At 58.1% G+C, this 26,227-nt stretch carries 28 protein-coding genes and 1 tRNA gene; 18 read left to right on the plus strand and 11 right to left on the minus strand.

Annotated elements, in window-relative coordinates:
* Positions 1-7: 7 nt before the first annotated feature.
* The 15 genes from der (at position 8) to DXD94_RS01345 (ending at position 12,950) form a co-directional block, all read left to right on the plus strand.
* Positions 8-1,342, plus strand: a complete 1,335-nt coding sequence (gene der / locus DXD94_RS01275; protein WP_117762979.1) for a ribosome biogenesis GTPase Der — start codon at positions 8-10, stop codon at positions 1,340-1,342.
* Complete coding sequence (gene plsY, locus DXD94_RS01280; protein ID WP_117735213.1) at positions 1,335-2,018, plus strand: glycerol-3-phosphate 1-O-acyltransferase PlsY; 684 nt, start codon at positions 1,335-1,337, stop codon at positions 2,016-2,018. The genes der and plsY overlap by 8 nt, the downstream gene beginning before the upstream one ends.
* A gap of 9 nt (positions 2,019-2,027) precedes the next feature.
* Complete coding sequence (locus DXD94_RS01285; RefSeq protein ID WP_117735212.1) at positions 2,028-3,035, plus strand: NAD(P)H-dependent glycerol-3-phosphate dehydrogenase; 1,008 nt, start codon at positions 2,028-2,030, stop codon at positions 3,033-3,035.
* 18 nt (positions 3,036-3,053) lie between these two features.
* Complete coding sequence (gene rpe, locus DXD94_RS01290; RefSeq protein WP_117742770.1) at positions 3,054-3,725, plus strand: ribulose-phosphate 3-epimerase; 672 nt, start codon at positions 3,054-3,056, stop codon at positions 3,723-3,725.
* A gap of 6 nt (positions 3,726-3,731) precedes the next feature.
* Positions 3,732-4,910, plus strand: coding sequence for a cysteine desulfurase family protein (locus tag DXD94_RS01295; RefSeq protein WP_117762980.1), 1,179 nt, complete (start codon positions 3,732-3,734; stop codon positions 4,908-4,910).
* Positions 4,907-5,716, plus strand: coding sequence for a Nif3-like dinuclear metal center hexameric protein (locus tag DXD94_RS01300; protein ID WP_117735209.1), 810 nt, complete (start codon positions 4,907-4,909; stop codon positions 5,714-5,716). The genes DXD94_RS01295 and DXD94_RS01300 overlap by 4 nt, the downstream gene beginning before the upstream one ends.
* Positions 5,713-6,432 carry a zinc ribbon domain-containing protein gene (locus DXD94_RS01305; RefSeq protein WP_117762981.1) on the plus strand — a complete coding sequence of 240 codons (720 nt, stop codon included), beginning with the start codon at positions 5,713-5,715 and terminating at the stop codon, positions 6,430-6,432. The genes DXD94_RS01300 and DXD94_RS01305 overlap by 4 nt, the downstream gene beginning before the upstream one ends.
* A 2-nt stretch (positions 6,433-6,434) precedes the next feature.
* Positions 6,435-7,649, plus strand: coding sequence for a bifunctional phosphopantothenoylcysteine decarboxylase/phosphopantothenate--cysteine ligase CoaBC (coaBC, locus tag DXD94_RS01310; RefSeq protein WP_233540290.1), 1,215 nt, complete (start codon positions 6,435-6,437; stop codon positions 7,647-7,649).
* An 80-nt stretch (positions 7,650-7,729) separates the two neighbouring features.
* Positions 7,730-7,806: transfer RNA gene (locus tag DXD94_RS01315), tRNA-Pro, on the plus strand.
* Between the two features lie 294 nt (positions 7,807-8,100).
* The gene (locus tag DXD94_RS01320; RefSeq protein ID WP_117735207.1) at positions 8,101-8,805 is read left to right on the plus strand and encodes a CDP-alcohol phosphatidyltransferase family protein; all 705 of its coding nucleotides are present in this window, start codon (positions 8,101-8,103) and stop codon (positions 8,803-8,805) included.
* Positions 8,806-8,871: 66 nt separating this feature from the next.
* A complete protein-coding gene (locus tag DXD94_RS01325; protein ID WP_199568326.1) occupies positions 8,872-9,306 on the plus strand; it encodes an FHA domain-containing protein in 435 nt (144 codons plus the stop codon).
* A 3-nt stretch (positions 9,307-9,309) separates the two neighbouring features.
* A complete protein-coding gene (locus tag DXD94_RS01330) occupies positions 9,310-10,188 on the plus strand; it encodes a MerR family transcriptional regulator (RefSeq protein WP_117735206.1) in 879 nt (292 codons plus the stop codon).
* A gap of 40 nt (positions 10,189-10,228) precedes the next feature.
* Entirely contained in the window at positions 10,229-10,759 is a 531-nt protein-coding gene (locus DXD94_RS01335) for an adenine phosphoribosyltransferase (protein ID WP_117735205.1), read from the plus strand.
* A 32-nt stretch (positions 10,760-10,791) separates the two neighbouring features.
* The gene (locus tag DXD94_RS09930) at positions 10,792-11,919 is read left to right on the plus strand and encodes an NlpC/P60 family protein (protein ID WP_199412303.1); all 1,128 of its coding nucleotides are present in this window, start codon (positions 10,792-10,794) and stop codon (positions 11,917-11,919) included.
* 164 nt (positions 11,920-12,083) lie between these two features.
* Positions 12,084-12,950, plus strand: coding sequence for a DegV family protein (locus DXD94_RS01345; RefSeq protein WP_117762982.1), 867 nt, complete (start codon positions 12,084-12,086; stop codon positions 12,948-12,950).
* 73 nt (positions 12,951-13,023) lie between these two features.
* Here DXD94_RS01345 and DXD94_RS01350 read toward each other — a convergent pair whose 3' ends face one another.
* Both DXD94_RS01350 and DXD94_RS01355 read right to left on the minus strand, forming a co-directional pair.
* Positions 13,024-13,635 (minus strand): DUF1836 domain-containing protein, encoded by a 612-nt coding sequence (locus DXD94_RS01350; RefSeq protein WP_199568328.1) that lies wholly within the window; start codon positions 13,633-13,635, stop codon positions 13,024-13,026.
* A gap of 154 nt (positions 13,636-13,789) precedes the next feature.
* Positions 13,790-14,728: an NAD(P)/FAD-dependent oxidoreductase gene (locus tag DXD94_RS01355; RefSeq protein ID WP_117762983.1), complete on the minus strand. Its 939-nt coding sequence runs from the start codon at positions 14,726-14,728 to the stop codon at positions 13,790-13,792.
* 118 nt (positions 14,729-14,846) lie between these two features.
* Between DXD94_RS01355 and DXD94_RS01360 the strand changes: the two genes are divergently transcribed.
* On the plus strand, positions 14,847-16,148 hold the full coding sequence (locus DXD94_RS01360; protein WP_117742762.1) for a glycosyltransferase: 1,302 nt from the start codon (positions 14,847-14,849) through the stop codon (positions 16,146-16,148).
* Positions 16,149-16,597: 449 nt separating this feature from the next.
* Here DXD94_RS01360 and dut read toward each other — a convergent pair whose 3' ends face one another.
* Genes dut through DXD94_RS01375 form a run of 3 tightly spaced genes read right to left on the minus strand, consistent with a single transcriptional unit; the run spans position 16,598 to position 17,990 of the window.
* On the minus strand, positions 16,598-17,041 hold the full coding sequence (gene dut / locus DXD94_RS01365; protein WP_117742761.1) for a dUTP diphosphatase: 444 nt from the start codon (positions 17,039-17,041) through the stop codon (positions 16,598-16,600).
* 4 nt (positions 17,042-17,045) lie between these two features.
* A complete protein-coding gene (gene nrdR, locus DXD94_RS01370; RefSeq protein ID WP_117742760.1) occupies positions 17,046-17,489 on the minus strand; it encodes a transcriptional regulator NrdR in 444 nt (147 codons plus the stop codon).
* A 51-nt stretch (positions 17,490-17,540) separates the two neighbouring features.
* Complete coding sequence (locus DXD94_RS01375; RefSeq protein ID WP_158564770.1) at positions 17,541-17,990, minus strand: LysM peptidoglycan-binding domain-containing protein; 450 nt, start codon at positions 17,988-17,990, stop codon at positions 17,541-17,543.
* A gap of 163 nt (positions 17,991-18,153) precedes the next feature.
* Here DXD94_RS01375 and lexA point away from each other — a divergent pair, with 163 nt between their 5' ends.
* On the plus strand, positions 18,154-18,798 hold the full coding sequence (gene lexA, locus DXD94_RS01380) for a transcriptional repressor LexA (protein ID WP_117762985.1): 645 nt from the start codon (positions 18,154-18,156) through the stop codon (positions 18,796-18,798).
* Positions 18,798-19,502 (plus strand): heparan-alpha-glucosaminide N-acetyltransferase, encoded by a 705-nt coding sequence (locus DXD94_RS01385; RefSeq protein ID WP_117762986.1) that lies wholly within the window; start codon positions 18,798-18,800, stop codon positions 19,500-19,502. Before lexA ends, DXD94_RS01385 begins: the two co-directional genes overlap by 1 nt.
* On the opposite strand, the gene hflX is transcribed toward DXD94_RS01385, so the two are convergent.
* From hflX to rny, 6 genes are all read right to left on the minus strand, one after another.
* On the minus strand, positions 19,487-20,776 hold the full coding sequence (gene hflX / locus DXD94_RS01390; RefSeq protein ID WP_117762987.1) for a GTPase HflX: 1,290 nt from the start codon (positions 20,774-20,776) through the stop codon (positions 19,487-19,489). The two genes, DXD94_RS01385 and hflX, sit on opposite strands and share 16 nt — an antisense overlap.
* Positions 20,776-21,714, minus strand: a complete 939-nt coding sequence (gene miaA / locus DXD94_RS01395) for a tRNA (adenosine(37)-N6)-dimethylallyltransferase MiaA (protein ID WP_117762988.1) — start codon at positions 21,712-21,714, stop codon at positions 20,776-20,778. The genes hflX and miaA overlap by 1 nt, the downstream gene beginning before the upstream one ends.
* Entirely contained in the window at positions 21,714-23,084 is a 1,371-nt protein-coding gene (gene miaB, locus DXD94_RS01400; protein ID WP_117762989.1) for a tRNA (N6-isopentenyl adenosine(37)-C2)-methylthiotransferase MiaB, read from the minus strand. Before miaB ends, miaA begins: the two co-directional genes overlap by 1 nt.
* 45 nt (positions 23,085-23,129) lie before the next feature.
* Positions 23,130-23,447: a stage V sporulation protein S gene (locus DXD94_RS01405; RefSeq protein ID WP_006235982.1), complete on the minus strand. Its 318-nt coding sequence runs from the start codon at positions 23,445-23,447 to the stop codon at positions 23,130-23,132.
* 74 nt (positions 23,448-23,521) lie between these two features.
* Positions 23,522-24,607 (minus strand): ATP-binding protein, encoded by a 1,086-nt coding sequence (locus DXD94_RS01410; RefSeq protein WP_117762990.1) that lies wholly within the window; start codon positions 24,605-24,607, stop codon positions 23,522-23,524.
* 1 nt (position 24,608) lies between these two features.
* Positions 24,609-26,159, minus strand: a complete 1,551-nt coding sequence (gene rny, locus DXD94_RS01415; protein WP_117735194.1) for a ribonuclease Y — start codon at positions 26,157-26,159, stop codon at positions 24,609-24,611.
* Positions 26,160-26,227 lie beyond the last annotated feature (68 nt).

A 26,227-nucleotide genomic window follows, 5' to 3' on the forward strand; every position in this document is an offset into this window, starting at 1 on the left:
AGAGCAGATGAAACCTATCGTCGCCGTCGTCGGACGCCCCAACGTGGGCAAGTCCACGCTCGTTAACCGCCTGGCCCAGACCTCGGACGCCATCGTCCACGAGTCCCGCGGCGTCACGCGCGACCGCTCGTATCACACGGCCGATTGGAACGGCCGTGAGTTCACTATCGTCGACACGGGCGGTATCGAGCCGCTCAAGAGCGACGATGTCTTTGCAACGTCCATCCGCGACCAGGCGCTCGCCGCCGCCGAGGAAGCCGCCGTCATCCTGTTTGTGGTCGACGGCCGCACCGGTGTCACCGAGGAGGACGAGTCGGTCGCCCGCATGCTCAAGCGCTGCGACAAGCCGGTCTTTCTGCTGGTGAACAAGCTCGACAACCCCGATCGCGAGAACGACAGCATCTGGGAGTTCTATTCGCTCGGCATCGGCGAGCCCACGCCGCTCTCGGCCCTGCATGGCCATGGCACGGGCGACCTGCTCGACGATATCGTGGCCCTGCTTCCGGAAGAAGAGGACGAGGTCGCCGACGAGTTCCCCGATGCGCTGAACGTGGCCATCATCGGCCGCCCCAACGCCGGTAAGTCCTCGCTGTTCAACCGTATCCTGGGTGCCGACCGCTCCATCGTCTCGAACATCGCCGGCACCACGCGCGACGCCATCGACACGGTCGTCGAGCGCAACGGCAGGCACTACCGCATGGTCGATACCGCGGGCATCCGTAAGAAGAGCACCGTGTACGAAAACATCGAGTACTACTCCATGGTCCGTGGCCTGCGCGCCATCGACCGCGCCGACGTGGCGCTGCTCGTCGTCGACGCCTCCGTGGGCGTCACCGAGCAGGACCAGAAGGTCATGGGCTTGGCCATCGAACGCGGCTGCGCCATCGTGGTGCTGCTCAACAAGTGGGACCTGCTCGACGACGACCGCAAGCGCGAGGCCTGCATGGAGACCGTCGACCGCCGTCTAGGCGTCATGGCTCCCTGGGCCCAGTACCTGCGCATCTCTGCCCTGACCGGCCGCAGCGTGGAGAAGATCTGGGCAATGGTCGACGCAGCCGAAAAGACACGCTCGCAGAAGATCAGCACCTCGCGCCTCAACACGTTCCTCACCGACCTGCGCGAGTTCGGCCATACCGTGGTGGACGGCAAGCGCCGTCTGCGTATGCACTACGTGACCCAGACGGGCGTCAACCCGCCGACGTTCACGTATTTCGTCAACCACAGCGACCTGGTCAACGACACCTACCAGCGCTATGTAGAGAACCGCATGCGCTCGACCTTCGACTTTGCCGGCACGCCCATTCGACTCTTCTTTAGGAAGAAGGAGCAAAAGGATGCTTAATCCGATTCTGCTGACCGCCATCTGCGCCGTGGTCTCGTTCTTTATCGGAGCGATTCCGTTTGGCCTGATCCTGGGCCGCGTGTTCAACCACACGGACATCCGTAAGGCGGGCTCCGGCAACATCGGCACCACCAACGCCCTGCGCGTGGCCGGTCCCAAGGTGGCCGCGCTCACCCTGCTGCTCGACTGCCTTAAGGGCGCCATCTGCGTCCTTATCGCCCGTCCGCTCATCGCGAGCGTGGGCTATGGCTTTCCTCCGAACATTATGGCGCCCGGTGCCCCTGGCGACTGGATGCTCGGCGTCATTTGCCTGGCAGCCGTGTGGGGACACATCTTCTCGCCCTACCTCAACTTCCATGGCGGCAAGGGTATCGCAGTTGGTCTGGGCGTCATCCTCGCCTGGTACTGGCCCATTGGCCTGTCGCTGCTAGGCATGTTTATCGTGGCCGTCGCCATCACCAAGTATGTGTCGGTGGGCTCGCTCGCCGCTGCCATCGGACTTCCCATCGCTGCCTGCGCGGTCTTTCCGTACAGCAGCCTGGGCCTCAAGTTTTGCATGGCGATGATCGGCATCACCGTAGTGTGGGCCCATCGCTCGAATATCCAAAAGCTCATGGCCGGTAAGGAGTCCAAGCTCTCGTTTACCAAGCGCGTCACCGAGCCCGACGATAAGTAGGAGAGAGTCATGAATGTTGCGCTGATTGGCTCCGGCTCCTGGGGAACCGCCGTCGCCGGCCTTGCTGCCGCGCGAGCCGAGCGCGTGACCATGTGGGCCCACAGCGAGCAGACGGCCGCCGGCATCAATGGCGAGCACCGCAACCCCCGGTATCTGGTGGGCTACGAGCTGCCCAAAAACGTTGTCGCCACGACGGAGCTGGCGCAGGCGCTCGACGGCGCCGAGGCCATCATCTTTGCCGTTCCTTCGACGCACCTTCGCAGCGTGTGCCACCAGGCCGCGCCCTTTATCGCCGCCGATACCCCGGTTCTGTGCCTCACCAAGGGCATTGAGCCCGAGTCCGGCCTACTCATGAGCGAGGTCATCGCCAGCGAGATCGACAACGAGGCGCGTGTCGCGGCGCTTTCGGGCCCCAACCATGCTGAGGAAATCTGCCGCGGCGGGCTTTCGGCCGCCGTCATCGCCAGCGAGGACCAGCAGGTGGGGGAGACCTTTAAGGACCTGCTCCTGTCCACTGCCTTCCGAATCTATCTGTCGCAAGACATGACCGGTGTAGAGGTCTGCGGCGCTATGAAAAATGTCATCGCCATCGTGTGCGGCATCTCCGCCGGCACCGGTGCGGGCGACAATACGCTCGCCCTTATCATGACGCGCGGCCTGGCCGAGATCAGCCGACTGGCGCACGCACGCGGCGGTCAGGCCATAACCTGCATGGGGCTCGCCGGCATGGGCGACCTCATCGCCACCTGCACCTCGGAGCACTCGCGCAACCGCACCTTTGGCTACGAGTTTGCCCACGGCGTGTCACTCGACGAGTATCAGGAGCGTACGCATATGGTGGTTGAGGGCGCCGTCGCGGCCCGCAGCGTCAGCGAACTTGCCCGTTCACTGGGCGTAGACATTCCGCTTACCTTTGCCGTGGAGCAAACGCTCTACAACGGTGTTACCTTGGATAGGGCGCTCGAAATTCTTACCGATCGCGTCCCCTCTCAAGAGTTCTACGGACTCACCGACTAGCGCAGAAAGGCTTCTACCATGGGTTCCATCAAAATCGCTCCATCCGTCCTCTCGGCCGACATGGCCAACCTGAAGGGCGAGCTCGACAAGATCGCCGGTGCCGACTACGTGCACTTTGACGTTATGGACGGTCACTTTACCGGCAACCTCACCTTTGGCGTTGACATCCTCAAAGCTGTCAAGCGTTCTACCAACGTGCCGGTCGATGCGCACCTCATGGTGTCGAACCCCGACGAGACGGTCGATTGGTACGCCGACGCCGGTGCCGACATGATCACCGTGCACTACGAGGCCTCCACGCACCTGCACCGCACGCTCACGCACCTGCAGCAGCGCGGCGTTAAAGCCGGCGTGGTGCTCAACCCCGCCACGCCCATCTGCGTACTCGAGAGCATCATCGACGTCGTCGACATGGTGCTGCTCATGAGCGTGAACCCCGGCTTTGGCGGCCAGAGCTTTATTCCCGGTACCATTGCCAAACTGCACGAGCTCAAGGCCATGTGCGAGCGTCACGGCGTTTCGCCCCTCATCGAGGTCGACGGCGGCATCTCTTCCAAGAACATCGCCGATGTCGTCAATGCCGGCGCCAACGTGCTCGTGGCCGGTTCTGCCGTATTTAAGTCCGAAGATCCCGCTGCCGAGGTTGCGCTGCTGCAGAAGCTGGGCAACGAGGCCGCACAGGAGGCATAATCCCTTATGACCGCAGGTCAAAACCGCATACCCGTGAATCTTGACTATGCCGCCTCGACGCCTATGCGCGCCGAGGCGCTCCTTGCGCAGCGCGAGTACGACGACAGCGAGCTTGCCGGCGTCAACCCCAACTCGCTGCATTCGCTTGGGCGCAAGGCCGCTGCGCGCCTAGAAGTGGCACGTCGCGAGATTGCCCGCAGCTTTGGCGCGCGCGTCCGCCCGTCCGAGATCATTTTGACCAACGGCGGCACCGAGGCAAACCAGCTGGCGCTCCTCGGACTTGCCGAGGGCGCTCGTCAGCGCGATCGCAAGCGCGACCGTGTCATCGTTTCGGCCATCGAGCACGATTCGATTCTGGACAACCTGCCGTTGCTGCGCGCCGCCGGCTTTTTCGTCGACCTGGTGCAGCCCTGCCGTGCGGGCTACATTGAGCCCGCCGCGCTTGTCCAACTGCTAGGCGACGACGTGGCGCTCGTGAGCGTTATGGTCGCCAACAACGAAACCGGCGTGGTGCAGCCCATCCGCGAGCTTGCCGCCGCCGCACATGCTGCCGGCGCCTTGTTTCATACCGATGCCATCCAGGGCTACTTACATATTCCGCTCGATGTCACCGAGCTGGGAGTTGACGCTATGACCGTTGCAGCGCACAAGATTGGCGGCCCCGTGGCATCCGGCGCGCTCTACCTTAAGAGCCGCACGCCGCTGCGCCCGCGCATCTTTGGCGGCGGACAGGAGGCCGGTCGTCGTGCCGGCACGCAGGACCTGCGCACGCAGCTGGCTTTTGCCGCTGCCGCTTCCGCGCTGTTGCCGAATGTTGCCCAGGAGCGCACAACGCTGCAGGCCTTATCCGATAAGCTCTACGCCACGCTTACGACCCATCCTCGCATTCACGCCACGATGGGCGACTACGCGCATGCCGATCGTCTGCCCGGCATGGTATCGATCTACGTCGACGGCATGGACTCAGAGGAACTCATCGTCAAGCTCGATGCCGCCGGCTTTGAGGTTTCGGCCGGATCGGCTTGCTCGAGCGGCAGCATGGACCCGAGCCACGTGCTCAGCGCCATGGGCATTGGTCGCGAGCAGGCGCTGGGCGCACTGCGCATCTCCTTCGATGACCGCATGAACCCGGCTGACCTGGACGACTTTGCCCAAGCGCTGCTGTCGATTGTGGGTCCCGCATGATCGTCGCCGACCTTGAGCGCGCTCTGCTGACGCGCTATCCCAAGACGGACGCCGAGGGCTGGGATCATGTAGGGCTCTCCGTGGGCGACCCTGCCGCCGAGATTACCGGCGTGGCCTGCGCGCTCGATGCGACCGAAGCTAATGTTCGCCGCGCACAAGATGCTGGTGCCAACGTGCTGCTGACGCATCATCCTATCTACATCAAGGCGCCTGAGGCGTTTTGTCCGTCGGATTCCGCACGCCCCCAGTGCAGCGCGGCGCTCTATGAGGCGGCCTGTTGCGGCGTGAGCATCATATCGCTCCACACCAACCTGGACCGCTCGCACGAAGCACGCGTCTGCCTAAGTACGCTGTTGGACGCCGCGCCCGCAAGCTCGCTGGAGCACGTGGACGACCCCGAAGCGACTGGCCTGGGCGCGCTTGCAACGCTCAACGACCCCTGCAGCCTGCGCGACCTTGCCACTCGCGCCGCCACGGTGTTTGGCAGCGACCCACGCGTGTGGGGCGAGGCCGATAGCCCGTGCCGAACCGTCGCCATTTTGGGCGGCTCCCTGGGCGATTTTGGTGAGCTTGCCATCGCCGCAGGCGCAGATGTTATTGTGACCGGAGAGGCCGGCTACCACGTGGCGCAAGACCTTGCCTTGCGCGGGCTGCCGGTGATCTTGCTCGGCCACGACCGCTCTGAGGAGCCGTTCGTTGATATATTGATGAACTCTGCAGTTGACGCCGGGGTCGACCCCCGTCATGCGATTAAAATACTGAACCCTTGCCAATGGTGGACTGTGACAAAAGGAGAGAACTTATGAGCGCCGGCGCTACGCTACTCAAGCTGCAACAGATCGATTTGGAGCTCGCCCGCAACAAGAGCGAACTTTCCAATATGCCGGAGCTCAAGGAGCTCGCTTCCAAGCGCAAGACCTATGTGAAGCTCAAGGCCGAGATGACCAAGCTCTACGCCCAGCGCAAAGACCTGGACATTGAGATCGACGACCTCAACACCACCGAGATTCAGACCAACAACGCCATCGAGGCCGCCAAGAAGCGTCACGTCGACGGCTCCGACTACCGCGAGGTTCAGGACCTGGAGAATGAGCTCGCCACCCTGGCCAAGCGTCTGGACAAGATCGAGCACACCCGCAAGGACGTCGTTGTCGCCCATAAGGAGGCGCTCGACCGCGAGGTCCGCGCGCAGGCGATCATCGCCAAGTTCGAGGAGGGCGTGAAGGCCGATACCAAGGCCGCCCGCGCCAAGGCTGCCGACCTGCAGGCTCAGATCGACGCCGCCACGAAGGAGCGCACCGCGCTTGCCGCTACGCTACCGGCCGACGTGCTCACCGACTACGAGCGCCTGCTCAAGCAGTTCCGCGGGCTGGCCGTCGAGACCATCCAGGGCAACATCCCCACGGTCTGCCACACCGCGCTGCAGGCATCGTCCATGAGCGACCTCAACCATGACGGTAGCGAGATTACGCACTGCCCGTACTGCCACCGCCTCCTGGTACTCCCGAGCAAGGAAGCCTAGCGATGACATCGGCACCCAACAATTCAATGCAACTTGAGGGAAAAACGATCCTGCTGGGCATTACCGGCGGGATTGCCGCCTATAAGTCGTGCAATATCGTGCGTCTGCTGCAAAAGCGCGGCGCACGCGTCAAGGTCGTTATGAGCGAGCATGCCACGGAGTTCGTGGGGCCGCTTACCTTCCGCGCGCTCACCAATGAGCCGGTCGCGGTTGGACTATTCGACGACCCGTCTGACCCAATCCACCATATTTCGCTGGCGCAGGAGCCCGATCTGGTGGTCGTGGCGCCCGCGACGGCCAATATCATCGCCAAGATGGCCAACGGCATCGCCGACGACCTCATCTCCACCACGCTGCTGGCAACGCCGCGACCCGTCGTGATCGCGCCGGCCATGAACAACGGCATGTGGAAGGCACCGGCTACACAGGCCAATATGGCCACGCTGCGCGACCGTGGCGTGCGCGTGGTGGGTCCGGGCAGCGGCTACCTTGCCTGCGGCGACGTAGACACGGGCCGCATGAGCGAGCCCGAGGACATCGTCGAGGCTGTCAGTGAGGTGCTCAACCCCGCACCTCAGGATCTGGCAGGTAAGCGCATCGTGATTACCGCCGGCTCCACGCACGAGCCGATCGACCCCGTGCGCTTCATTGGCAACCGCTCTTCGGGCAAGATGGGTATCGCCCTGGCAGGGGAGGCTGCTCGCCGCGGTGCTGCGGTCACGCTCGTGTTGGGACCGACATCGCTCGATGTGCCCCACGGCGTGGAGTGCGTGCGCGTGCAGACCGCCGCAGAGATGCTCCAAGCTGCCCTGAACGCCTTCCAGACGGCCGATGCGGCAATTTGTGCGGCCGCCGTCGCCGACTACACCCCCGCGGCCCCTGCCGACCATAAGCTCAAAAAGGCCAACGAGCGCCTGGATCGAATCGAACTGGTCGAGACGGTCGATATCTTGGCCGAACTCTCGCGCCAAAAGGGAGAGCGGTGCGTGATCGGCTTTGCGGCCGAGACCGATAACGTTGTCGAGTACGCCGAGCGCAAATTGGTCCGCAAGGGTTGCGATGTAATTGTCGCCAACGATGTCTCGCGCGCCGATTCGGGCTTTGGAACCGACACGAACAAGGCCTGGATTGTGAGCACAACGGGCACGCAAGAACTTCCCGTGCTAACAAAACCCCAGCTCGCAGATACAATTTTGGACTTGCTTCAAAATTTGTAAAAAAGTTCTTGCACTAGTCTAAAGTTTCGGGTTAATATACTTCCTGTTGCGAGCGAGAGCAGAGCAACAAACATAAGCTTCGGGACGTGGCGCAGCTTGGTAGCGCACTTGACTGGGGGTCAAGGGGTCGCTGGTTCGAATCCAGTCGTCCCGACCAGAAGTTTGCAGGTCAGGCACCTAGTGCCTGACCTTTTTTATCAAGAACCAACGTGGTAAGCAGCGAAGAATCAGCAGCTTTCTTGATCGATACTTTCGCTCAACAAAAACTTGTACGCCAGCCTCCAAAAACGATATTTTTCGACATGTTTGGAGGCTGACATACACAAAAACGGTACATTCACGTTGCGACAGCGCCTTCCTCATGTCTGGACTCTCTATGCTTACGCTGGATAGACATCGCCAGAACGGGTATAGTATCGAAAGTTTTATCGTTAACCAGCGGGGGAGTCCTGTGGGCATCAAAAAGAAGATCAAAAAGGAGCTTATCGGCACTTCCGATTACCCGTCGAATAAGATCTTTACGATCTCCAATTTCATCACCTTTACGCGCCTGATCCTCACCCTGGTATTTCTGTACCTGTTTGTGACGGATAACAACCGCGTCATCGCCATCGTTATCTACGCCGTTGCCGCCTCCACCGACTGGATGGACGGTCAGATCGCCCGCATGACTAAGACGGTCTCGTGGCTCGGCAAGGTCATGGATCCCATCTGCGACCGTGCGCTGCTGTTCACCGGCGTACTTGGCCTGGTGGTCCGCGGAGAGCTGCCCATCTGGGTCTGCGTGCTCATTATAGGCCGCGACATCTATCTGGGCATTGGCACGCTTATCGTGCGTCATTATCACCGTCGCCCCATCGATGTCGTCTTTCCCGGAAAGATTGCCACCGCGCTGCTCATGACCGGCTTCTCGCTCATGCTGCTCGGGTTCCCCGTTGTTGACGGCCTGCGCCTTTTACCTTCAACCCTCACGGCCTTCCCGGGCCTCAACGGAAGCTCGGTGCCCCTCGGCATCTTCTTTGTGTATGGTGGTGTGATCTTCTCCATGCTCACCGCTGTCATCTACTCCATTAAGGGCAGTGTGGCCATTAAACAGGCTCTCGCGCATCCCGAGGACGAGGACATCGACTTTCTTAACCCCGAAATCGAAGACTGATTCGTTGGGGTATGATTACGTACGGTTCATTATTTGCGGCACGTCCGCGATAAGTTAGGGGTTGTCATGGACAACATGTTTAACAATATGCCTCAGAATGATAAGACTGCTGACGCTACCTGCGTATTCCGCGTGCCTTCAAGCGACGTCACCGTTCCCGACCTCATGGCCAACGTGCGCATCACCGCCCCCGTTCTGTCCATCGTCAAGGGTCCGCAGACTGGTGCCGCCTTTGAACTCGAGGACGACGTGACCACCATCGGCCGCGATCCCGCGAATGGCATCTTCCTCAACGACATGACTGTCTCGCGCAGCCACGCACGCATTATTCGTGAGGGCCTGGGCGCCCGTATTGAGGATCTGGGCTCGCTCAACGGCACCTGGGTCGACGGTGCCATTGTCAACGCGGCTCCGCTGCACGACGGCTCTTCCGTTCAGATCGGTACGTTTACGCTCATCTACCACGAGAGCACGCCGGAGCGCATCGAAACCGGTGAGTAGGGCATGGCCGAACGCAACTATCTGAGTATCGGCCAAGTCGTCAACCTACTTCGAGGCGCATACCCCGATCTTTCGAACTCAAAAATTAGATTTCTAGAAGATGAGGGGCTCATTACCCCTCATCGTACGCCTAAGGGATACCGTCAGTACTCCAAGGAGGACGTTGACCGCCTGGAGGTCATCCTGCACCTGCAGAAGACCCGCTATATGCCGCTCAACGTGATTAAGCAGCGCTTGGAAAACGCCACGGACCTGTCAACGCTCGCCTACGAGGTGGGCTTGCTGTCCGATGTTCCGCTTAAGACAGAGCCCAAGGAGACCAAACAAAAGCTGCATCCCATCGAGACCATTCCCGATATGCTGGGCGTCGAGATCTCGTTTATCCGCTCGCTCGCCGAGAACGACCTCATTCGCATCATCAAAAGTCCGCAGAACCGTGAACTCGTCGATGGTCGCGATTTTCCGATCATCCGCTACTGCTCCGAGCTGTCACGCTTCCATATCGAGCCGCGCAACCTGCGTCAGTACGTGTCTTCCGCCAACCGCGAATCCTCGATGTTTGAGCAAGTGCTCGTAAGCATGCTCGGCATGGATACCTCCGATGACGAGCGCGACGCCAAGCTCGAGCGTGCGTTTAAGAAGCTTCACGACCTGACGGAAGGCGTGCACACCGCGTTGCTCAAGAACCGCGTTTTTGAGTCGCTCAACGCCGTGGTCGAGGATGCCGACATCGATGCACTCGATGAGGAAATCGCTCGCTCCGAGTCCACCAAGGCCAAAAACGAAGAAGCTGCCGCGCCGGCTTCACACGAGGATTCTCTCGTAAAGCCGCTCAAGGTCGTCGCCCCCTCGCAATCCGACACTGTCACCGCGGGCAAATAACAGCTACCGCTTATCCGGCAACCCATTGAAAGGTCATGCAATGTACGACTTCGAATCTCAAATCGTCGACATCCCCGACTATCCCGAGCCCGGAGTCATCTTTAAAGACATCACGCCGCTCTTTGGCAATCCCGAGGCACTGAAGGCCATGGTGGATGCGCTGGCCGAGCATTTTGCCGACATGGGCATTACTAAGGTCGTTGGCCCCGAGGCCCGTGGCTTTATGGTTGGCGTACCGGTGGCTGTAGCCCTTGGCGCCGGCTTTGTTCCCGCACGTAAACCGGGCAAGCTACCGCGCGAGACCGTGAGCCAGAGCTATGAGCTCGAATACGGAACGGATTCCATTGAGATCCATGCCGACGCTATCAGCTCTAAAGATACCGTGTTGATTCTGGACGACTTGGTCGCGACGGGCGGAACCGTCGAGGCAACAGGTAAACTGGTGCGAGATATGGGCGCAAAGCTTGTCGGTTACGGTTGTATCCTTGAGCTTGCGTTTCTCAACCCGCGCGAGAAGCTCACGCCGTCTGATGACGATGTGGAGCTCTTTAGCCTGGTGACGGTGAACTAGCCGTTACCCTTAGTTACTGGAAAGGAAGCTACATGCGCACAGCAAACACGCACAAAAACATGGCACGCTGCGCTGCTACGGCAACCCTCGCTTGTGTTTTGGGCTTGGGCCTCGCGGCTCCTGCCTACGCCGATACCGCATCCGACCTTGCCGCTGCTCGTACGAAGCTCGAGCAGATCGGTACCCAAACCCAGCAGATTTACGATGAGCTCGCCACGCAGACGCAGGCGCTCGACCAGACTGCTGGCGAGATCACGCAAAAGCAGCAGGAGATCGCCGATGGTCAGGCCAAGCTCTCGACCTATGTCGCCGGCGAGTACAAAACCGGCGGTCTGAGCCTGCTTCAGGTTCTGACCGGCGTCGATGACCTGAGCGATATGCTCAACCGTCTGTTCTACTACGGCAAAGTTTCCGATAAGCAGGCTCAGACCATTCAAGAGGTTAAGGAGCTTAAGCAGCAGCTCACCGATAAGCAGGCCGAGCAGGAGAAGAACGTCGCCACCACGCAAAAGAAGGTCGACGAGCTTAACGCCCAGCAGGCTGAAGCCCAGAACGTCGTAAACTCTCTGGATTCTCAGCTGCAGGCTGAGCTTGCCGCCGAGGCCGAGGCCAACGCCGCGCTGCAGGCCGGCATCAACGCCAGTACCGCCGAGAAGGCCACGGTGAGCAACGAGACTGCTGGTACGACCGAAAACACCAACAACGGTGGCCAGACCAGCAATAACAGCAACCAGGGCGGCAACACTCCGGCTCCTACGCCGGCACCTGCTCCGACGCCGCAGCCCTCCACGCCTGCTCCGGCTCCGACGCCTTCCGTTCCGAGCCAGTCCGTCGATGGCGGTTCTGTTGTCTCGCGTGCATACAGTAAGCTTGGTTGTGCTTATTCCTGGGGCGGAATTGGCCCGAACAGCTTCGACTGCTCTGGTTTTGTTAGCTACTGCCTCACTGGTCGCTATTGTCGCCTGGGCACCACGGGCACCTTTATGGGCTGGACGCGTGTGTCCGATCCGCAGCCCGGTGACGTTGTGGTCAACTCGTACCACACCGGCATTTACATCGGTGGCGGTCAGATGATTCATGCTTCCGACTACAACACGGGTGTTATCATCAGCTCCGTTGCCGCCGGCATGAACAACAACTATATCTTCGTACGCTACTAAGTATTCAGATAAAGCAAACGGATATGGACCTCGTGGCTTTGAGTCATGGGGTCCATTCTTTTGCCTTTAGTGCAGGCCGCTATCTAGTTTTGAATACTAGATAGCGGCCCAATCGTTCAGCAGTAAGGCTATAATTGTATGGGAACGATTAGAAAGGACCCTCTATGAACTGGGCACTTATCTCAGATTCAAGCTGCAACCTCCGCGATTGGCAACCGACCGCACCCCATACCACCTTTGCATTTGCGCCCCTCAAAATTCGAGTGGGGGAGCGTGAATTCGTCGATGACCTTTCGCTCGACGTTCATGAGCTCAATTGCGCTGTTCAGGCGGAGACGAACGCCTCTTCGAGCGCTTGTCCCAGCGTAGGGGAGTGGGCCGAGCTCTTCAAATTGGCAGACAATACCATCTGCATGCCGATCTCTGAGGGCGTGTCGGGCAGCTACAACGCGGCAGCCACGGCTCGCGATATGGTTCTTGCCGAGGAACCGGACCGCAATATTCATCTTGTCAATTCACGCGCAGCTGGCGGCAAAATGGACCTGATCTTCCTGCTGTTCGACCGTTATCTCGCAAGCAATCCGGATGTCTCATTCGAGGATGCTTGCGCATACTTCGATAGCCTTGAGCAGAACAGCAAAATCCTCTTCAGCTTGTGCAATTACGAAAACCTCGCCAAGGCCGGACGTATCCCTAAGGCAGCCGGCGTCATTGCCAACAAGCTCAATATTCGCATTTTGGGCACGGCGAGTGAGGCCGGTGAAATCGAACTCGTCGGACACACGCGTGGCGAAAAGAAGATGTTCAACAAGATCATCGACACCATGGAAGCCGAGGGTTTTACGGGCGGCGAGGTCGTCATCGACCATGTCGAGAATGAGGCAGGCGCCCAAGCACTCGCCAGCCGCATTGTGGAGCGCTGGCCCTGCTCCAAGACCATTATCATGCCCTGCAACGGCCTGGATTCCTATTACGCCGAGATGCACGGCCTCATCATCGGCTACGGCATGGGCGTAGCTTCGGGCAAATAAAGTCCAACCAAACAAAAATACGGGCGGGACAAAGTGACAGATGGCTCTTTGTCCCGCCCGTTTTATACGTGGGCTAGCTATTAAACCCGTTGAACTTGAGATAGCTCATCAGGTACGCCTTCGAAACGAAGGACGATACCGCACTGCGTACGAGCAGCGATTCGCGCGTAACCTGGTGTGCGCTATCGGGCACGGGAGTCTGCTCGACGGAAAACGCCGCACGAATCGATGCCTCAAGTTGATCGACCACATAATCGAATGCCGTCGGGGCATCGTAGCTCAAACGCTGAATGTTAAAGAGTACCTGCACCGCAGCAATAGGTAGCACCTGCTTAAAAATGCAGATAGCGATCAGGCAGGCAATCTGCTCGCGGCCATATTGCTTTTTGACCGGAGCGGGCACCAGGCCGACCTTCACATAGTTATTGATCATCGATGGCGTAATGACAGGCTGCTCGACGCAAATGGACAGCGGATCCATCCACAGCGCAACATACTCAATAACCTGGTCGCGGTAGAGCGTCACATTGGGCAACTGCTCATAGCGCGGCAGACTCAACGTATTGAGTTTGCGCACGATATCGGACTGAATAAATGCATCGGGCAGCACCGTGGGCTGAATATCCTCAGGCTTAATGCTGACAGACGAATCGGACATCGGAATAACGTGGTTAACGTGGTTCATAAAGGTCCTCCGTTCCTTTTCAATATTGTATTCTAGATTTCCCAGTTTTGCATACCACATAGCCGCCAAGAAAATTGGCGGGACAGTGCACTGATGCATCTGTCCCGCCATTTAGTAAATTGATAACAACTTTACATAAGATATATTATCGTACTTATCCACGGAGAAACGCGTATGCGCTCGTTGCTGCTATAGCTCCGTCAGAAACGGCGGTCATAACCTGGCGTAAACGCTTGGAACGGATATCGCCGGCTGCGAATAAGCCGGGTGTACGGGTGGCCATCGAATCGTCGGTGACAATGCCGCCGTCAGGAGCCAGATCGACTAGATGCTCAATAAGCTCGGTATGTGGCTGCATCCCCGTAAAGACAAAGATGCCAAACGAGCCAAGTTCAAATGACTCGGTATGAGTCTTACCGGATGCATTGTCCTTAAAGGTGATCGTCGTTGGCATGGCTTCGCCCGAGAGCTCCACAATACTAGTTTGGTACCTAACTGTAATATTGTCCTTTTCGAGTACTCTCTGAACAACACCATCAGGCGCACGAAACTGGTCGCGGCGCAGCACGATGGTCACGCTGTTGGCAATGTCTGACAGGAACAGAGCTTCTTCGCATGCCGAATTGCCACCACCGATTACAAAGACCTGTTTGCCGCGGAAGAACATGCCGTCACATGTTGCGCAATATGAAACGCCACGACCGCGATACGTATCCTCGCCAGCGAAACCTGCCGGTCGCGGCGTGGCACCCATGCAAGCGATAACACTCGAGGCCAGCGTATCGCCCGTATCGTGATGCACCGTAAACAGCGCTGCATCGGCATCGTAATCGATACCCGTAACCATGCTCCATGCAACCTGTGCTCCCAGGCCCTCTGCATGCTGCTGAAAACGCTCGCCGAGTTCGGCGCCACTCAAGAGCGGAATGCCCGGATAGTTCTCGATCTCATTGGTTGTGGCGATCTGCCCTCCCGACATGCCCTGCTCAATCACGGTCGTCGTCAGGTTGGCACGCGCAGCGTAAATAGCGGCAGCATAGCCCGCGGGGCCGCCACCGATAATCGCAACATCGATCGGCTGATCGGTAGTCATGGAATATCCTCTCGTCGAAACATTGACGTTCTTTGCGCTCATACCCAAATTTACGTGAACATGACACTCATGCACTACAATGATAAATCCGTGTCACAACGTCGAAGGGGAGTTATCGATGGATCAAACGCAGACGAGCGACGACGCTCCCCTGCTCACACACAGCACTCCCCAATCGGAGCAAACAGCGCTCTTGGCTCAGCAAAAACCTCTCGTGACCATCGTGCACGCCTCGGTCGGCTCAGGCCATAAGGCCGCCGCAAATGCGATTGCGCAGGCATTCGACCTCATCCGCGGCACCAATGGCATCCCCGAGGATGTTGAGATTGAAGTGCTCGATATCCTTGATTTTGGACGTATTAAATTCGACGGCAATAAGACCGCGGCTTCGTTTACGGGAGCCACACGCCCCATTTACGACCTGACCTGGAGATATACACTTACGGGACATCTTCTCTGGGGTGGCGGCACGGCATGGTCACGAATCATGTTCCCCGCCTTCAACGAATATATTCGTAGCCGCAGGCCCATAGCCGTGGTCGCAACGCACATCACAGCAGCCAATGTTGCCGTGGGTGCCCGCGTAATTACGGGTATCGATTATCCGGTCATCTGCGTACCGACCGACTACGAAGTCGAGGGCTGGTGGCCCCACAAGGACACCGATCTATTCTGTGTTGCCAACGAATTTATGTCCGAAACGCTGCGTCCGCGCAAGGTGCCCGAGGCAAAGATTCGCATTACCGGCATTCCTATTCGCACCGGATTCGACACGGATTACGATCGCGAGGAAGAGCTAGCCAAGTTCAACCTCCCCACCGACAAGACCGTCGTGCTGGTTATGGCCGGCGCCAGTTTACCTCAACCGTACGTCCGCTTTCGCGCGGCGATGGACCAGACCCTCCCCTTCCTACGCAGCTTTGAGGACATGCATTTTGTCTTTTTGCCGGGCAAGGATGAGGAATACGCCGCCCGACTCAAGAAGCTCTTCGACGCTATGAAGCTCGAAAACGTCACGGTTCTGGACTACGTGGACGACATGGCTGCCCTCATGCACGGCTGCGACCTGGCAATCCTCAAGTCGGGCGGGCTCACCGTCACCGAGTGCCTGTGCGCTCATCTGCCGATGATTCTGCTGGGCAAGTCCTATGGCCAGGAAAAGGCCAACACCACGATGCTCACCGGCATGGGCGCCAGCATGCATGTCACCACCGCACGAGAACTCATCGTAACCCTGCGCCACCTGCACGACCATCCCGAATCACTCAAAGCCCTACTCATCAACGGCGAAGTACTACGCCGCCCCCACGCAGCCGAAGACATAGCCATCGCCACCATGGAGCTCGTAGGCAAGCCCCAAAAGCGCAAAAGAGCCTTCTGCCGCTTCTACTGGGGCGAAAAACCTGCGCATATCCGCTAGTCGAATGTCCGCCGTTCTGCCGGAGCCGCCCTTATATCATTCCATGCTCAAACATTCTCGCTGCGCTGCGAAACTGCGCGTGGAACGATATAAGGGCGGCTCCGGCAGAACGGCTGCGTTTACTTATTAGCAGCTACTTCGGTATCCCCTCCATTAGAACCTGCAAAGGCAAAACAGGAAAATATAAATACAGTAAGCCGATGCGACAAAGGGACAGCCCCTTTGTCGCATCGGCTTACTAGAAAAGTAAATACTGTTTCAAGCGAGTAGCCGCCCGCCTGCCTCTCACACATATCGTTCCACGCGCAGTTTCGCAGCGAGCGAAGCGAAGCGAGAATGTTTGAGCAAAGAATGATATGTGTGAGAGGCAGGCGGGAGGGACACGAGCGCCCCGCGAGAATGTTTGAGCACGAGATGATATATAGGGGCCTCCCATGGGCGAGCGGACATTACAATACGCCGCTAGAACCGAAACCGCCGGCTCCTCGGTCGGTTTTGTCTAGTTCTTCTACTTCTACTAGGTTGACCGTGGGGACTTCTTGGATGACGAGTTGGGCTATGCGGTCGCCTTTGTTGATTTGGATGTCGTTGGTGGGATCCAGGTTGATGAGGATAACCTTGAGTTCTCCTCGGTAGTGGGCGTCGATGAGGCCCGGCGTGTTAACTATAGACAGGCCCTGCTTGATGGCCAAGCCGCTACGGGGCTGGACAAAGCCGGCGTAGCCATCGGGCAGGGCGATAGCCAGCCCAGTAGAGACCAGACGGCGTTCGAAGGGCTTCAGGACGCAGTCCTCGTTGGAGCGCAAATCCAAGCCGGCATCGGTGGGATGGGCGTATTTGGGAAGCTCGACGGTGGGGTCGAGACGCTTTATGTTGACGGTAATGTTGGACATGGAATCACCTTAACTTGTCGAGCTCTTGCAGAAACTCATCGACGTCTTTGAAATCACGGTAGACCGAGGCAAAGCGGATGTACGCCACCTTGTCGATCTTGGCCAAGCGTTTGAGCACCATATCACCCAACTCATGCGACGTGACGGCCGTAAGCGTGCGAGAGCGCAGCTCGACCTCGATGTCGTCGATAAGCTCATTGAGCTTCTTAGTGTCGATATCACGCTTGATGGTGGCGCGCATCAAGCCGACGAGCAGCTTATTGCGATCGAACCGCTGCTTAGTTCCGTCCGACTTAATGACCTCGATTGGGTCTTCGCATCGCTCGAACGTTGTAAAGCGGTAATTACACGAGCAACATTCGCGACGGCGCTTAATGGTGTTATTTGACTCCTGCATACGGGAATCAACGACGCGGGTATGTGCCTTGCCGCATTTGGGACAGCGCATGGTACCTCCTCTTAAACGATAACAAGGGTACCATGCGCAGCGCGATAATGATTACGAACGAGCAGGAACCTTAAGATGCGCACCGGCGGCGAGCGAACCATGCTCCAGATGATTGACGTTACGGATCATGTCGGAAGTCTCTTGCGTGGAAAGGCCTTCGATTGGATATTCCTCGGCAAGCGACCAAAGAGAATCACCAGGCTGAACGCGAATGGTCTCGTAGGTAACGTTGGTAACGGACTCGGCATACGCAGCGTGACGAGCACTAAAGACAGACGTAGCGAGGACAAAGAAGAGCGTAAGCGCAACGGCAACGGCGACAATCGTCGAAACCTTCAGGGCGGCGCGGGTAGGCGCGGCTACAGTCTGCTGATTGCGAGCAGGCTGCACGGTCAGAGGCTGAAAGCCGGAGCGGCCACCCTGAACAACCGTAAAAGTGGGTTCTGCAGGCGTCTCGAGCTTAAGGGCGAGGTTTCCCTGGACCATATTCGTTACATTCATCATGTTCTCCTCTCGCGTGTTTTGCTGAGAACAGTTTTATCAAGCCGCGCGGACAAAAATGTCTGGCGCGGGAACGAATGTTCGGTTATTATTATCTTCGAACAGTTGTTCCTGTCAAGCAAAAATCGAACATTTGTTTGGCATGGGTAGAGAGGATGCCCTGATGGCTCGCAAAATTACCAAGCGCCAGCAGCAAATTTACGACTTCATCAAGGAATATCAGCAGGAGAAGGGTTATCCGCCCAGCGTGCGCGAGATGGCTTCTGCCGTGGGCCTTTCCTCCCCCAGCACCGTGCACGCTCATCTCTCTGCCCTGGAGGCGCGCGGGCTACTCAAGCGCGATGCCACCAAACCGCGCGCCCTGGAACTCTTTAACGAAGACGGTTCCTCTGTCTCAATTTCTAAATCTGACGAGCCCTCCGCACCTCGCGGGACGGTCTCGCTACCGCTCGTTGGTCGCGTCGCGGCTGGGATCCCCATTCTGGCCGAGCAGAATATCGAAGACACTTTTACTATCCCGACCGAAATCGCCACTGATCAAGGTTCATTTATCCTTGAGGTGCATGGGAACTCAATGATCAATGTCGGCATCTTCAATGGCGATTACATCATCGTCCGTGAACAAAAGAGTGCCATGAACGGCGAAATTGTCGTGGCCATGATTGATGGTTCAGCGACCGTCAAGACGTTCTACAAGGAGCAGGGACGCGTACGCCTGCAGCCTGAGAATGACTCCATGGAGCCTATCTATGCAACGAATCCCGTTATCCTGGGCAAAGTCGTCGGCTTGATGCGCCGGTTCTCGTAATGCAAAAACGCATCACCATCTTTGACACCGTCCGCGGGTTTTCGATGATTTCAATGGCAGGTTTTCACGCTTGCTACGATCTCGCGTATCTGTACGACTGGGATATGCCCTGGTTTACCCAGACTGTCTTTCAAGACATCTGGCGCGCCAGCATCAGCTGGGTATTTTTGTTTATCGCGGGTTGGATGTGCACGCTCTCACGCAACAACGCTAAACGAGCGGCCAAGTACGCTGCCGCAGCTTTGGTCGCCTGGATCGCAACAACGCTCGTATCGGTCGACGATTCAGTGAACTTTGGCATCATTTATTGCATGGCGGCGTGTACCGCTGTGGTTGCACTAACCCGTCCGCTACTCCAAAAATTACCGGGCTCGTGGGGCATCGCAGCGTGCCTTGTTCTTTTTGCCCTAACCTGGGGCATTCCAAAAGCGGTCTACCCACTCCCCTACCTGGCATGGCTAGGATTTCCGGGCCCGGGTTTTGTATCGGGAGACTACTATCCACTCATTCCGTTTGTCTTTATGTACCTTACCGGCTTTTTTGCTGCCCAGGTAGCACAAGCATCACGCCTCGAAGCGCCAGAATGGGCATACGCGAATCCCATCCCGGCGCTCACAGTCCTTGGTCGGCATGCCTTACCGTTCTACCTGCTCCATCAGCCTGTCATTCTAGGCGTACTAGAACTCGTTTATTCCGTACGATAGCGCTCGAGCCGCGGTGCAATACGAGCCGGCAGTTTCGCCACAATACGAACGCCATCCTCAAGATATTCCTCATGCAAAAGGGTCCCCTGCTCATGCACCAGCGTGATGAGGGCGCCTTCGCGATAGGGAATATCGGCGGAAATCAGCACATCGGTGGCGGCCGCCTCGCGAGCAATGCGATCGACGAGACCGTCGAGCCCCTCGCCCGTTTGAGCCGAAAACAGAACGGCCTCGGGATAGCGACGACGGAAACTCAACCGATCAACGCTGTCGAGAAGATCGATTTTATTGAATACGGTCAGCGTCAAACGCTCTCCGGCGCCGATCTCATCAAGCACGCGGTCGACAGCCTCAAGCTGCCGCTTATAGTCCTCGTCAGACGCATCTACGACTTTGAGAATTAGATCGGCACCCAACACCTCGGACAGCGTCGATTTAAAGGCATCGACCAGACCATGCGGCAGCTTTTGAATAAAGCCGACGGTATCGGTGATCGTCATGCCGCGACCGCCGGGCAAGCGATACGAACGCGTCGTCGGGTCGAGCGTGGCAAACAGCTTGTCCTGCGAAAGTACCGTAGAGCCGGTCAGGCGATTGAGCAACGTCGATTTACCGGCATTGGTATAACCGGCTAGCGCGACACGAAATGCCGGTGACTCAATGCGACTCTTGGATTGAACGTCGCGACGCTGTTCAACCTGCCTGAGCTCACGACGAAGTGCAGCGATCTTATCACGAATGAGGCGACGGTCGACCTCGAGCTGACTTTCGCCCTGACCAAAGCGTGAGCCGATGCCGCCGCGCGTCTGCTCCTTGGCAAGATGGCTCCACATGCCGCGCAGACGAGGCAACAGATATTGAAGCTGTGCCAGCTGTACCTGTAGGCGTCCCTCACGCGTCTGAGCATGCAGACCAAAGATATCCAAAATCAGTGCTGTACGATCGATAATCTTTACCGGCTCGCCCACGGCTTTCTCCAAATAGGACTGCTGCGAGGGCGTCAGGTCGTCATCAAAAATAACGACATCGGCATCCATGCGATGCACCAGGCCGCAAAGCTCCTCTACTTTACCGGAACCGATAAACGATTTAGGATACGGCTTTACCAAACGCTGAGACAAGCGAGCCACGCACTGGGCACCAGCCGTGTGGGCAAGGCGCTCCAGCTCATCGAGCGAGCGATTGAGCGGCCATGCATTGTCGCGCCACTCAACACCAACTAAAATGGCACGCTCGGGCTCGGGTGCCGTGGGAACAAGGGGGAAACGGGCCATTAGGCAGCCTCAATACGATGCAGGATATCCTCAACGACCTCATCGATCGTACATTCATCCATATCAAACCACACGATACGGTCATCGCGCTTAAACCACGAAAGCTGACGCTTGGCATAACGACGCGAACGCATCTTAATGAGTTCGCGGGCCTCATCCATGCTCATCATGCCATTGAAAACATCGATGATCTCTTTATAACCAATTGCCTGCATCGACGTCAGGGCATCTCCCAGCCCCTGGTCCATAAGACCGCGGACCTCATCGACAAGACCCTGCTCAAACATCAGATCGACGCGTAGGTTAATGCGCTCGTAGAGCACCTCGCGATTACGCGTCAGGCCAAACCATAACGCATGATAATGCTCGCGCGGAACACCAAACTGGCTTTTTTGCTGCGCATAGGAAACGCCATCATCATGCATCTCGAGCGCACGAATCACACGGCGCACGTTATGGGGATGAATAACAGCAGCCGATTCTGGATCGCGCTCGGCAAGCAGGGCATGCAGTTCTTCCTCGCCAATACGCTCGGCAAGCTCCTGATAGCCCGCACGGCGATCGTCCTCAAGTTCACCCGAGGGAAAGTCCATCTCATCGAGGGCTGCCTTGAGATATAGCCCCGTACCTCCGCAAAAAACCGGCAGGCAACCCGAACCAAGGAGACGTTCAACATGAGCGCGAGCGTCAGCCTGATAAAGCGCAGCAGAATATGCCACACCCGGCTCTACAATGTCGACGAGCCGCAGCGGCGCCGTACACTCATCGGGCGCCATCTTTGCGGTACCGATGTCCATGCCGCGATAGATTTGCATCGCATCGCACGACAGCACTTCGGACGAAAGACGAGCTGCCAAACAGTCGGCAACATCGCTCTTACCAACCGCCGTCGGACCGACGATCGCAACGGCGGAAAGACCTGCCCCGGGAGCAACCATTAGCGCGGCCTACCCACAACGGAGCCGGACAAATACCAGGTCTTGGCAACATCAACGTCGACATCAACGATCTTGCCAACAAGCTGATCGATGCTGTAACCCTCGGGGATAGGCGCATGCACAGTCTGATTCTTGGGACTCTTGCCCAGCAGGACCGCGTCGTTCTTTTTACTCGTTCCCTCAATGAGCGCCGGCACAAGGGTGTGCAGCTCACCCTGGTTATACTCGTGTGCCGTGGTCTCGATAACCTTAACCAGGCGGTTGAAACGCTCAAGAATAACCTCATGCGGCGTAGGATCGTCAATCTCGGCGGCCGGGGTACCGGCGCGCTTGGAATAGATGAAGGTATAGGCCTGAGCATAGCGGACCGTCTCGGCAAGTGAGAGCGTCTGCTCAAAGTCTTCTTCAGTCTCACCCGGGAAGCCAACGATAATATCAGTCGAGAGCGCGATATCGGGCATGCGGTTGCGAATGCGATCGACAAGGCCCAGATAGTCCTCGCGTGTATAACGGCGATTCATCTCTTTGAGGATCCGCGTCGAACCTGACTGGACAGCCAGGTGCAGCTGCGGCATAACGGCAGGCGTCTCGGCCATGGCGTCGATGGTCTCGGGCAGCAGGTCCTTGGGATGTGAAGACGTAAAGAAGATGCGCTCCACACCCGAATCGCCCACGGCACGCAGCAGATCGGCAAAACGCGGCTTACCAAACAGATCGCGACCATATGAGTTAACGTTTTGGCCCAGCAGCGTAATCTCACGCACGCCTTGGCGTACCAAACCGGTCACCTCGTCGACAATCTCCTCGAAGGGGCGGCTCTTTTCGCGACCGCGCACGTACGGCACGATGCAATAGGTGCAGAAATTATTGCAGCCCGTCATGATGGGCACCCAGGCGTGATACTGGGTCTCGCGATGCCACGGCATACTCATGGCATCCGTATCCTCATGCTCATTGGTGCGGATATGACGCTTGCCGTCAAGGAACGCCTCGGCAATAAGCTCGGCAACATGAGCGATGGAATGTGTACCGAAGATGACGTTGACGTTATCGACGTTGGTGAGCAGGCCCTCGCCATCGCGCTGCGCGATGCAACCGCCAACGGCAACAACACGTTTGCCCGAAGGCGAAGGCGGCAGGCTCTTGCAGGAGTTGCACTGGCCGTACAGGCGAGTATCGGCGGCCTCGCGCACGCAGCATGTCATGAAGACAACGATATCGGCATGCGCAGGATCGAGCGCCATGAGGCAACCATACGAATCGAGCAGACCGCTCACACGCTCGGAGTCGTGCTGATTCATCTGGCAGCCAAAGGTGCGGATAAAGTAGGTTTTACCGGCAAGAATATCGCGTTCGGAACGCTGGTCCATGTGCATAAGTCCTAACGATGGGGAGCTAAACAAGGCAATCAGAAGCTATGCCACAGGCTTAACATCATCCATGACGACGTTATCCATAGCAGCTCGATTGATCTGGTGAACGTAGATAGAAAGGCGGATGGCCGTGCGCGACTCACCGTTAATGAGGATGTCGGAGAACACGGGCGCGCAGGAAATATCAAAACCGGTTGGGATCAAAAAACCGCGCGCGATAGCCACTGCCTTAATGGCCTGGTTGACCGCACCGGCGCCGACGCACTGAATGTTGACGGGTACACCATCCTTGACCATGCCGGCGATGGCGCCGGCAACGGACGCGGGCGATGATTTGCTTGATACCTTCAGGCAATCCATGAAGAAACTCCTGCGTTTAAAAGTACGTTTTAACTGCAATAACTGTATCGTACCGAGTGGACTCGGTAAAGGCACTATTCCTCTTTGGCAAGATCGAAGGTCACGGTGATTCGATCACGCGAAACGCGAATCTTTGGGTCGCCGCAAAGGTTGAGATAGTACCGGGCGGCAAGGTCATTAAAGTCGCGCTCCACAGCACGCGAAAACTGTGCCATATCATCCTTGGCAATACGTAGCCCGCGACGATCCTTTGCGAGATCGACAGGAGCCGGCGCATGCGAGGACGAATCACGCTCGCGCAGCAGACGCGCGGTCACACCGCGAACGGGCTTAATCTGCCCTGCCAAAATGCGATGAGCCGTGCGCTCGGACATCTCAAGACCCAAACCCGCACAGATACGGATAAAGTCCTCGGCATCAGAAGCAAGGCCTAAACGATCGATAACCGGAAGCTCGCTCTCGTCATCAATGAACAAGAGACGAGACGTATCAAGCCGACCTGACGCCTGAGCATAAAGGGTCGCGGCAATCTCAGACGGAGAGCCCAGATAGACATCGCAACCACGCAACTCCTCGAGCGCAAACTCACAAGCAGCGCGAATTATATTATGCGGACCGCGAGCACAGACGTAACGCCCGTCCTCATCCTTGACGGCCTGGGGCCAGCTGGACTGATCGGCACGCTCACTGAGGCGGTCGGCCGCAACGCTCACCTTGAAGGCTGAACCAAGATCGACGCCGGACGTGACCACACGGGCCTCGTCGGTGTTCTGCTTGATCGAAAACAATGCCATGCCACGACCGTGAACGCCCCAACGGTCCATCTTCATGCTCTCGAGCTTGGAGGTAACGCGGGCATCGAAGATTCGCTCTTGCATATCCTGCGGAACGCCCGAACCGTTATCCAGAAAGACAAGCGTGCGGACGCCATCTTCCTTGGTCGTGGCGAGATAGACCTTGTCGGCGCCGGCATCTCGAGCATTGCGGAGCATTTCTATGACGATATCCTCGACATGCTGAATGTCGTGTTTTGCCTGGCGCCGCTCAGCCTCCGAAACGCGGAGGCGGACATACCCCTCGCCAAGGTTCTCCTCGACGCGAAGGTTGCCCTCCCCCGACATCGACGCGATAAATGAGATGAGCTCGTTCGCGTCGCTCATGTTATTTAGCGATATCGACAGCGCGGCTCTCGCGAATCACGACGACGCGCACCTGACCGGGATACTCCATCTCTTCCTCGATCTGATGGGCGATATCGTGAGCCAGAACCGTGGACTGGGCATCGGAGATCTTGTCCGGCTGAACCATGACGTGGACCTCACGACCAGCCTGCATGGCATAGGTACGCTCGACGCCGTCATGGGAGTTGGCGATCTCCTCGAGCTTCTCAAGACGCTTGATGTAGTTCTCGGCAGACTCGCGACGGGCACCGGGGCGAGAGGCAGAGACAGCATCGGCGGCCTGTACCAGGACATCGAGCACCGTGTTGGGGTCGACATCGGCATGGTGAGCCTCGATAGCATGGACGATAACGGGCTTCTCGCCATAACGACGGGCAAGCTCGGCGCCGATAACGGCATGCGGGCCCTCGACGTCGTGGTCGATTGCCTTGCCCAGGTCATGCAGCAGGCCGGCGCGCTTAGCGGTCACAACGTCCAGGCCAAGCTCGGAAGCCATCACGCCACACAGATCAGAGACCTCGAGAGAGTGCTGAAGCACGTTCTGACCAAACGAGGTACGGTAGCGCAGGGCACCAAGGGTCTTGACGATCTCAGGGTGTAGGTCGTGGATGCCGGTATCGAAGGCAGCCTGCTCGCCAGCCTCGCGCACGCGCTGCTGAACCAGGTCGGCAGCCTTGTAGTACATCTCCTCGATGCGGGCAGGGTGAATGCGGCCGTCGGCGATGAGGTTCTCGAGGGCGACACGGGCGGTCTCACGACGAACTGGGTCGAAGCTCGAAAGAACGACGGTCTCGGGCGTGTCGTCGATCACGAGGTTGACGCCGGAAACCTGCTCAAAGGTCCGGATGTTGCGACCCTCGCGACCAATGATGCGGCCCTTGAGGTCATCAGAGGGAATATGCACGGAGGTAACGGTAACCTCGGCAGTGTGGTCGGCAGCGCAGCGCTGAATCGCCAGGGACAAGATCTCCTGGGCAGTCTTGTGGCACTCGGCGCGAACCTGCTGCTCGGACTCGCGAATGATCGTGGCGGCCTCGTGGGTGACCTCGCCGCGAACCTTATCGAGAAGCTCCTTGTGGGCGTCCTCGCGGGTAAGGTCGGCGATTCGCTCGAGCTCGGAGGTCTGCTTTGCGCAGAGCTCCTCGAGCTCACGGGAGCGTTTCTCGACCTGACCGGCCTGGCTGGACAGCTGATGCTCGCGCTTGTCGAGAGCGTCGTTGCGGCGGTCGAGGGATTCCTCGCGCTGCATCACGCGGTTCTCGAGCGTACGAATCTCGTTCTTACGCTGCTTGTCCTCGGCCTCGGCAGCTTGCTTGTTCTTGATGATTTCTTCCTTGGCCTCAAGCAGAGCCTCTTTTTTGAGGGTCTCGGCCTGACGCTTTGCATCACCGATCAAGGACTCAGCCTGTGCATGTGCCGACTGGATCTTTTCGTCGGCCTCGTGAAGACTACCCTGCTTGGCGGTGCGCATGTAGGCAATGGCGGCGATGGCACCCAAAACGATGCCAACGAGCGCTGCGATGATAGGCATGCTCACTCCTTTTGATGGATTCGTTACACAACAAAGCGAACCGTCCTTACGAACGGCTCGCGACATTT

Source organism: Collinsella sp. TM10-22 (assembly GCF_003466125.1).
GTDB lineage: Bacteria > Actinomycetota > Coriobacteriia > Coriobacteriales > Coriobacteriaceae > Collinsella.

Coding starts and splice junctions, on each gene's coding strand:
- miaA (WP_117762988.1), bottom strand. CDS start 21,714: ATGGTTGCTCCCGGGGCAGGTCTTTCCGCCGTTGCGATCGTCGGTCCG.
- DXD94_RS01355 (WP_117762983.1), bottom strand. CDS start 14,728: ATGACTACCGATCAGCCGATCGATGTTGCGATTATCGGTGGCGGCCCC.
- DXD94_RS01300 (WP_117735209.1), top strand. CDS start 4,907: ATGATCGTCGCCGACCTTGAGCGCGCTCTGCTGACGCGCTATCCCAAG.
- nrdR (WP_117742760.1), bottom strand. CDS start 17,489: ATGCGCTGTCCCAAATGCGGCAAGGCACATACCCGCGTCGTTGATTCC.
- miaB (WP_117762989.1), bottom strand. CDS start 23,084: ATGGACCAGCGTTCCGAACGCGATATTCTTGCCGGTAAAACCTACTTT.
- rpe (WP_117742770.1), top strand. CDS start 3,054: ATGGGTTCCATCAAAATCGCTCCATCCGTCCTCTCGGCCGACATGGCC.
- DXD94_RS01325 (WP_199568326.1), top strand. CDS start 8,872: ATGGACAACATGTTTAACAATATGCCTCAGAATGATAAGACTGCTGAC.
- dut (WP_117742761.1), bottom strand. CDS start 17,041: ATGTCCAACATTACCGTCAACATAAAGCGTCTCGACCCCACCGTCGAG.
- lexA (WP_117762985.1), top strand. CDS start 18,154: ATGGCTCGCAAAATTACCAAGCGCCAGCAGCAAATTTACGACTTCATC.
- DXD94_RS01360 (WP_117742762.1), top strand. CDS start 14,847: ATGGATCAAACGCAGACGAGCGACGACGCTCCCCTGCTCACACACAGC.
- DXD94_RS01345 (WP_117762982.1), top strand. CDS start 12,084: ATGAACTGGGCACTTATCTCAGATTCAAGCTGCAACCTCCGCGATTGG.
- hflX (WP_117762987.1), bottom strand. CDS start 20,776: ATGGCCCGTTTCCCCCTTGTTCCCACGGCACCCGAGCCCGAGCGTGCC.
- coaBC (WP_233540290.1), top strand. CDS start 6,435: ATGACATCGGCACCCAACAATTCAATGCAACTTGAGGGAAAAACGATC.
- der (WP_117762979.1), top strand. CDS start 8: ATGAAACCTATCGTCGCCGTCGTCGGACGCCCCAACGTGGGCAAGTCC.
- DXD94_RS01335 (WP_117735205.1), top strand. CDS start 10,229: ATGTACGACTTCGAATCTCAAATCGTCGACATCCCCGACTATCCCGAG.
- DXD94_RS01405 (WP_006235982.1), bottom strand. CDS start 23,447: ATGGATTGCCTGAAGGTATCAAGCAAATCATCGCCCGCGTCCGTTGCC.
- DXD94_RS01350 (WP_199568328.1), bottom strand. CDS start 13,635: ATGAACCACGTTAACCACGTTATTCCGATGTCCGATTCGTCTGTCAGC.
- plsY (WP_117735213.1), top strand. CDS start 1,335: ATGCTTAATCCGATTCTGCTGACCGCCATCTGCGCCGTGGTCTCGTTC.
- DXD94_RS01375 (WP_158564770.1), bottom strand. CDS start 17,990: ATGAATGTAACGAATATGGTCCAGGGAAACCTCGCCCTTAAGCTCGAG.
- DXD94_RS01305 (WP_117762981.1), top strand. CDS start 5,713: ATGAGCGCCGGCGCTACGCTACTCAAGCTGCAACAGATCGATTTGGAG.
- DXD94_RS09930 (WP_199412303.1), top strand. CDS start 10,792: ATGCGCACAGCAAACACGCACAAAAACATGGCACGCTGCGCTGCTACG.
- DXD94_RS01385 (WP_117762986.1), top strand. CDS start 18,798: ATGCAAAAACGCATCACCATCTTTGACACCGTCCGCGGGTTTTCGATG.
- rny (WP_117735194.1), bottom strand. CDS start 26,159: ATGCCTATCATCGCAGCGCTCGTTGGCATCGTTTTGGGTGCCATCGCC.
- DXD94_RS01295 (WP_117762980.1), top strand. CDS start 3,732: ATGACCGCAGGTCAAAACCGCATACCCGTGAATCTTGACTATGCCGCC.
- DXD94_RS01330 (WP_117735206.1), top strand. CDS start 9,310: ATGGCCGAACGCAACTATCTGAGTATCGGCCAAGTCGTCAACCTACTT.
- DXD94_RS01410 (WP_117762990.1), bottom strand. CDS start 24,607: ATGAGCGACGCGAACGAGCTCATCTCATTTATCGCGTCGATGTCGGGG.
- DXD94_RS01285 (WP_117735212.1), top strand. CDS start 2,028: ATGAATGTTGCGCTGATTGGCTCCGGCTCCTGGGGAACCGCCGTCGCC.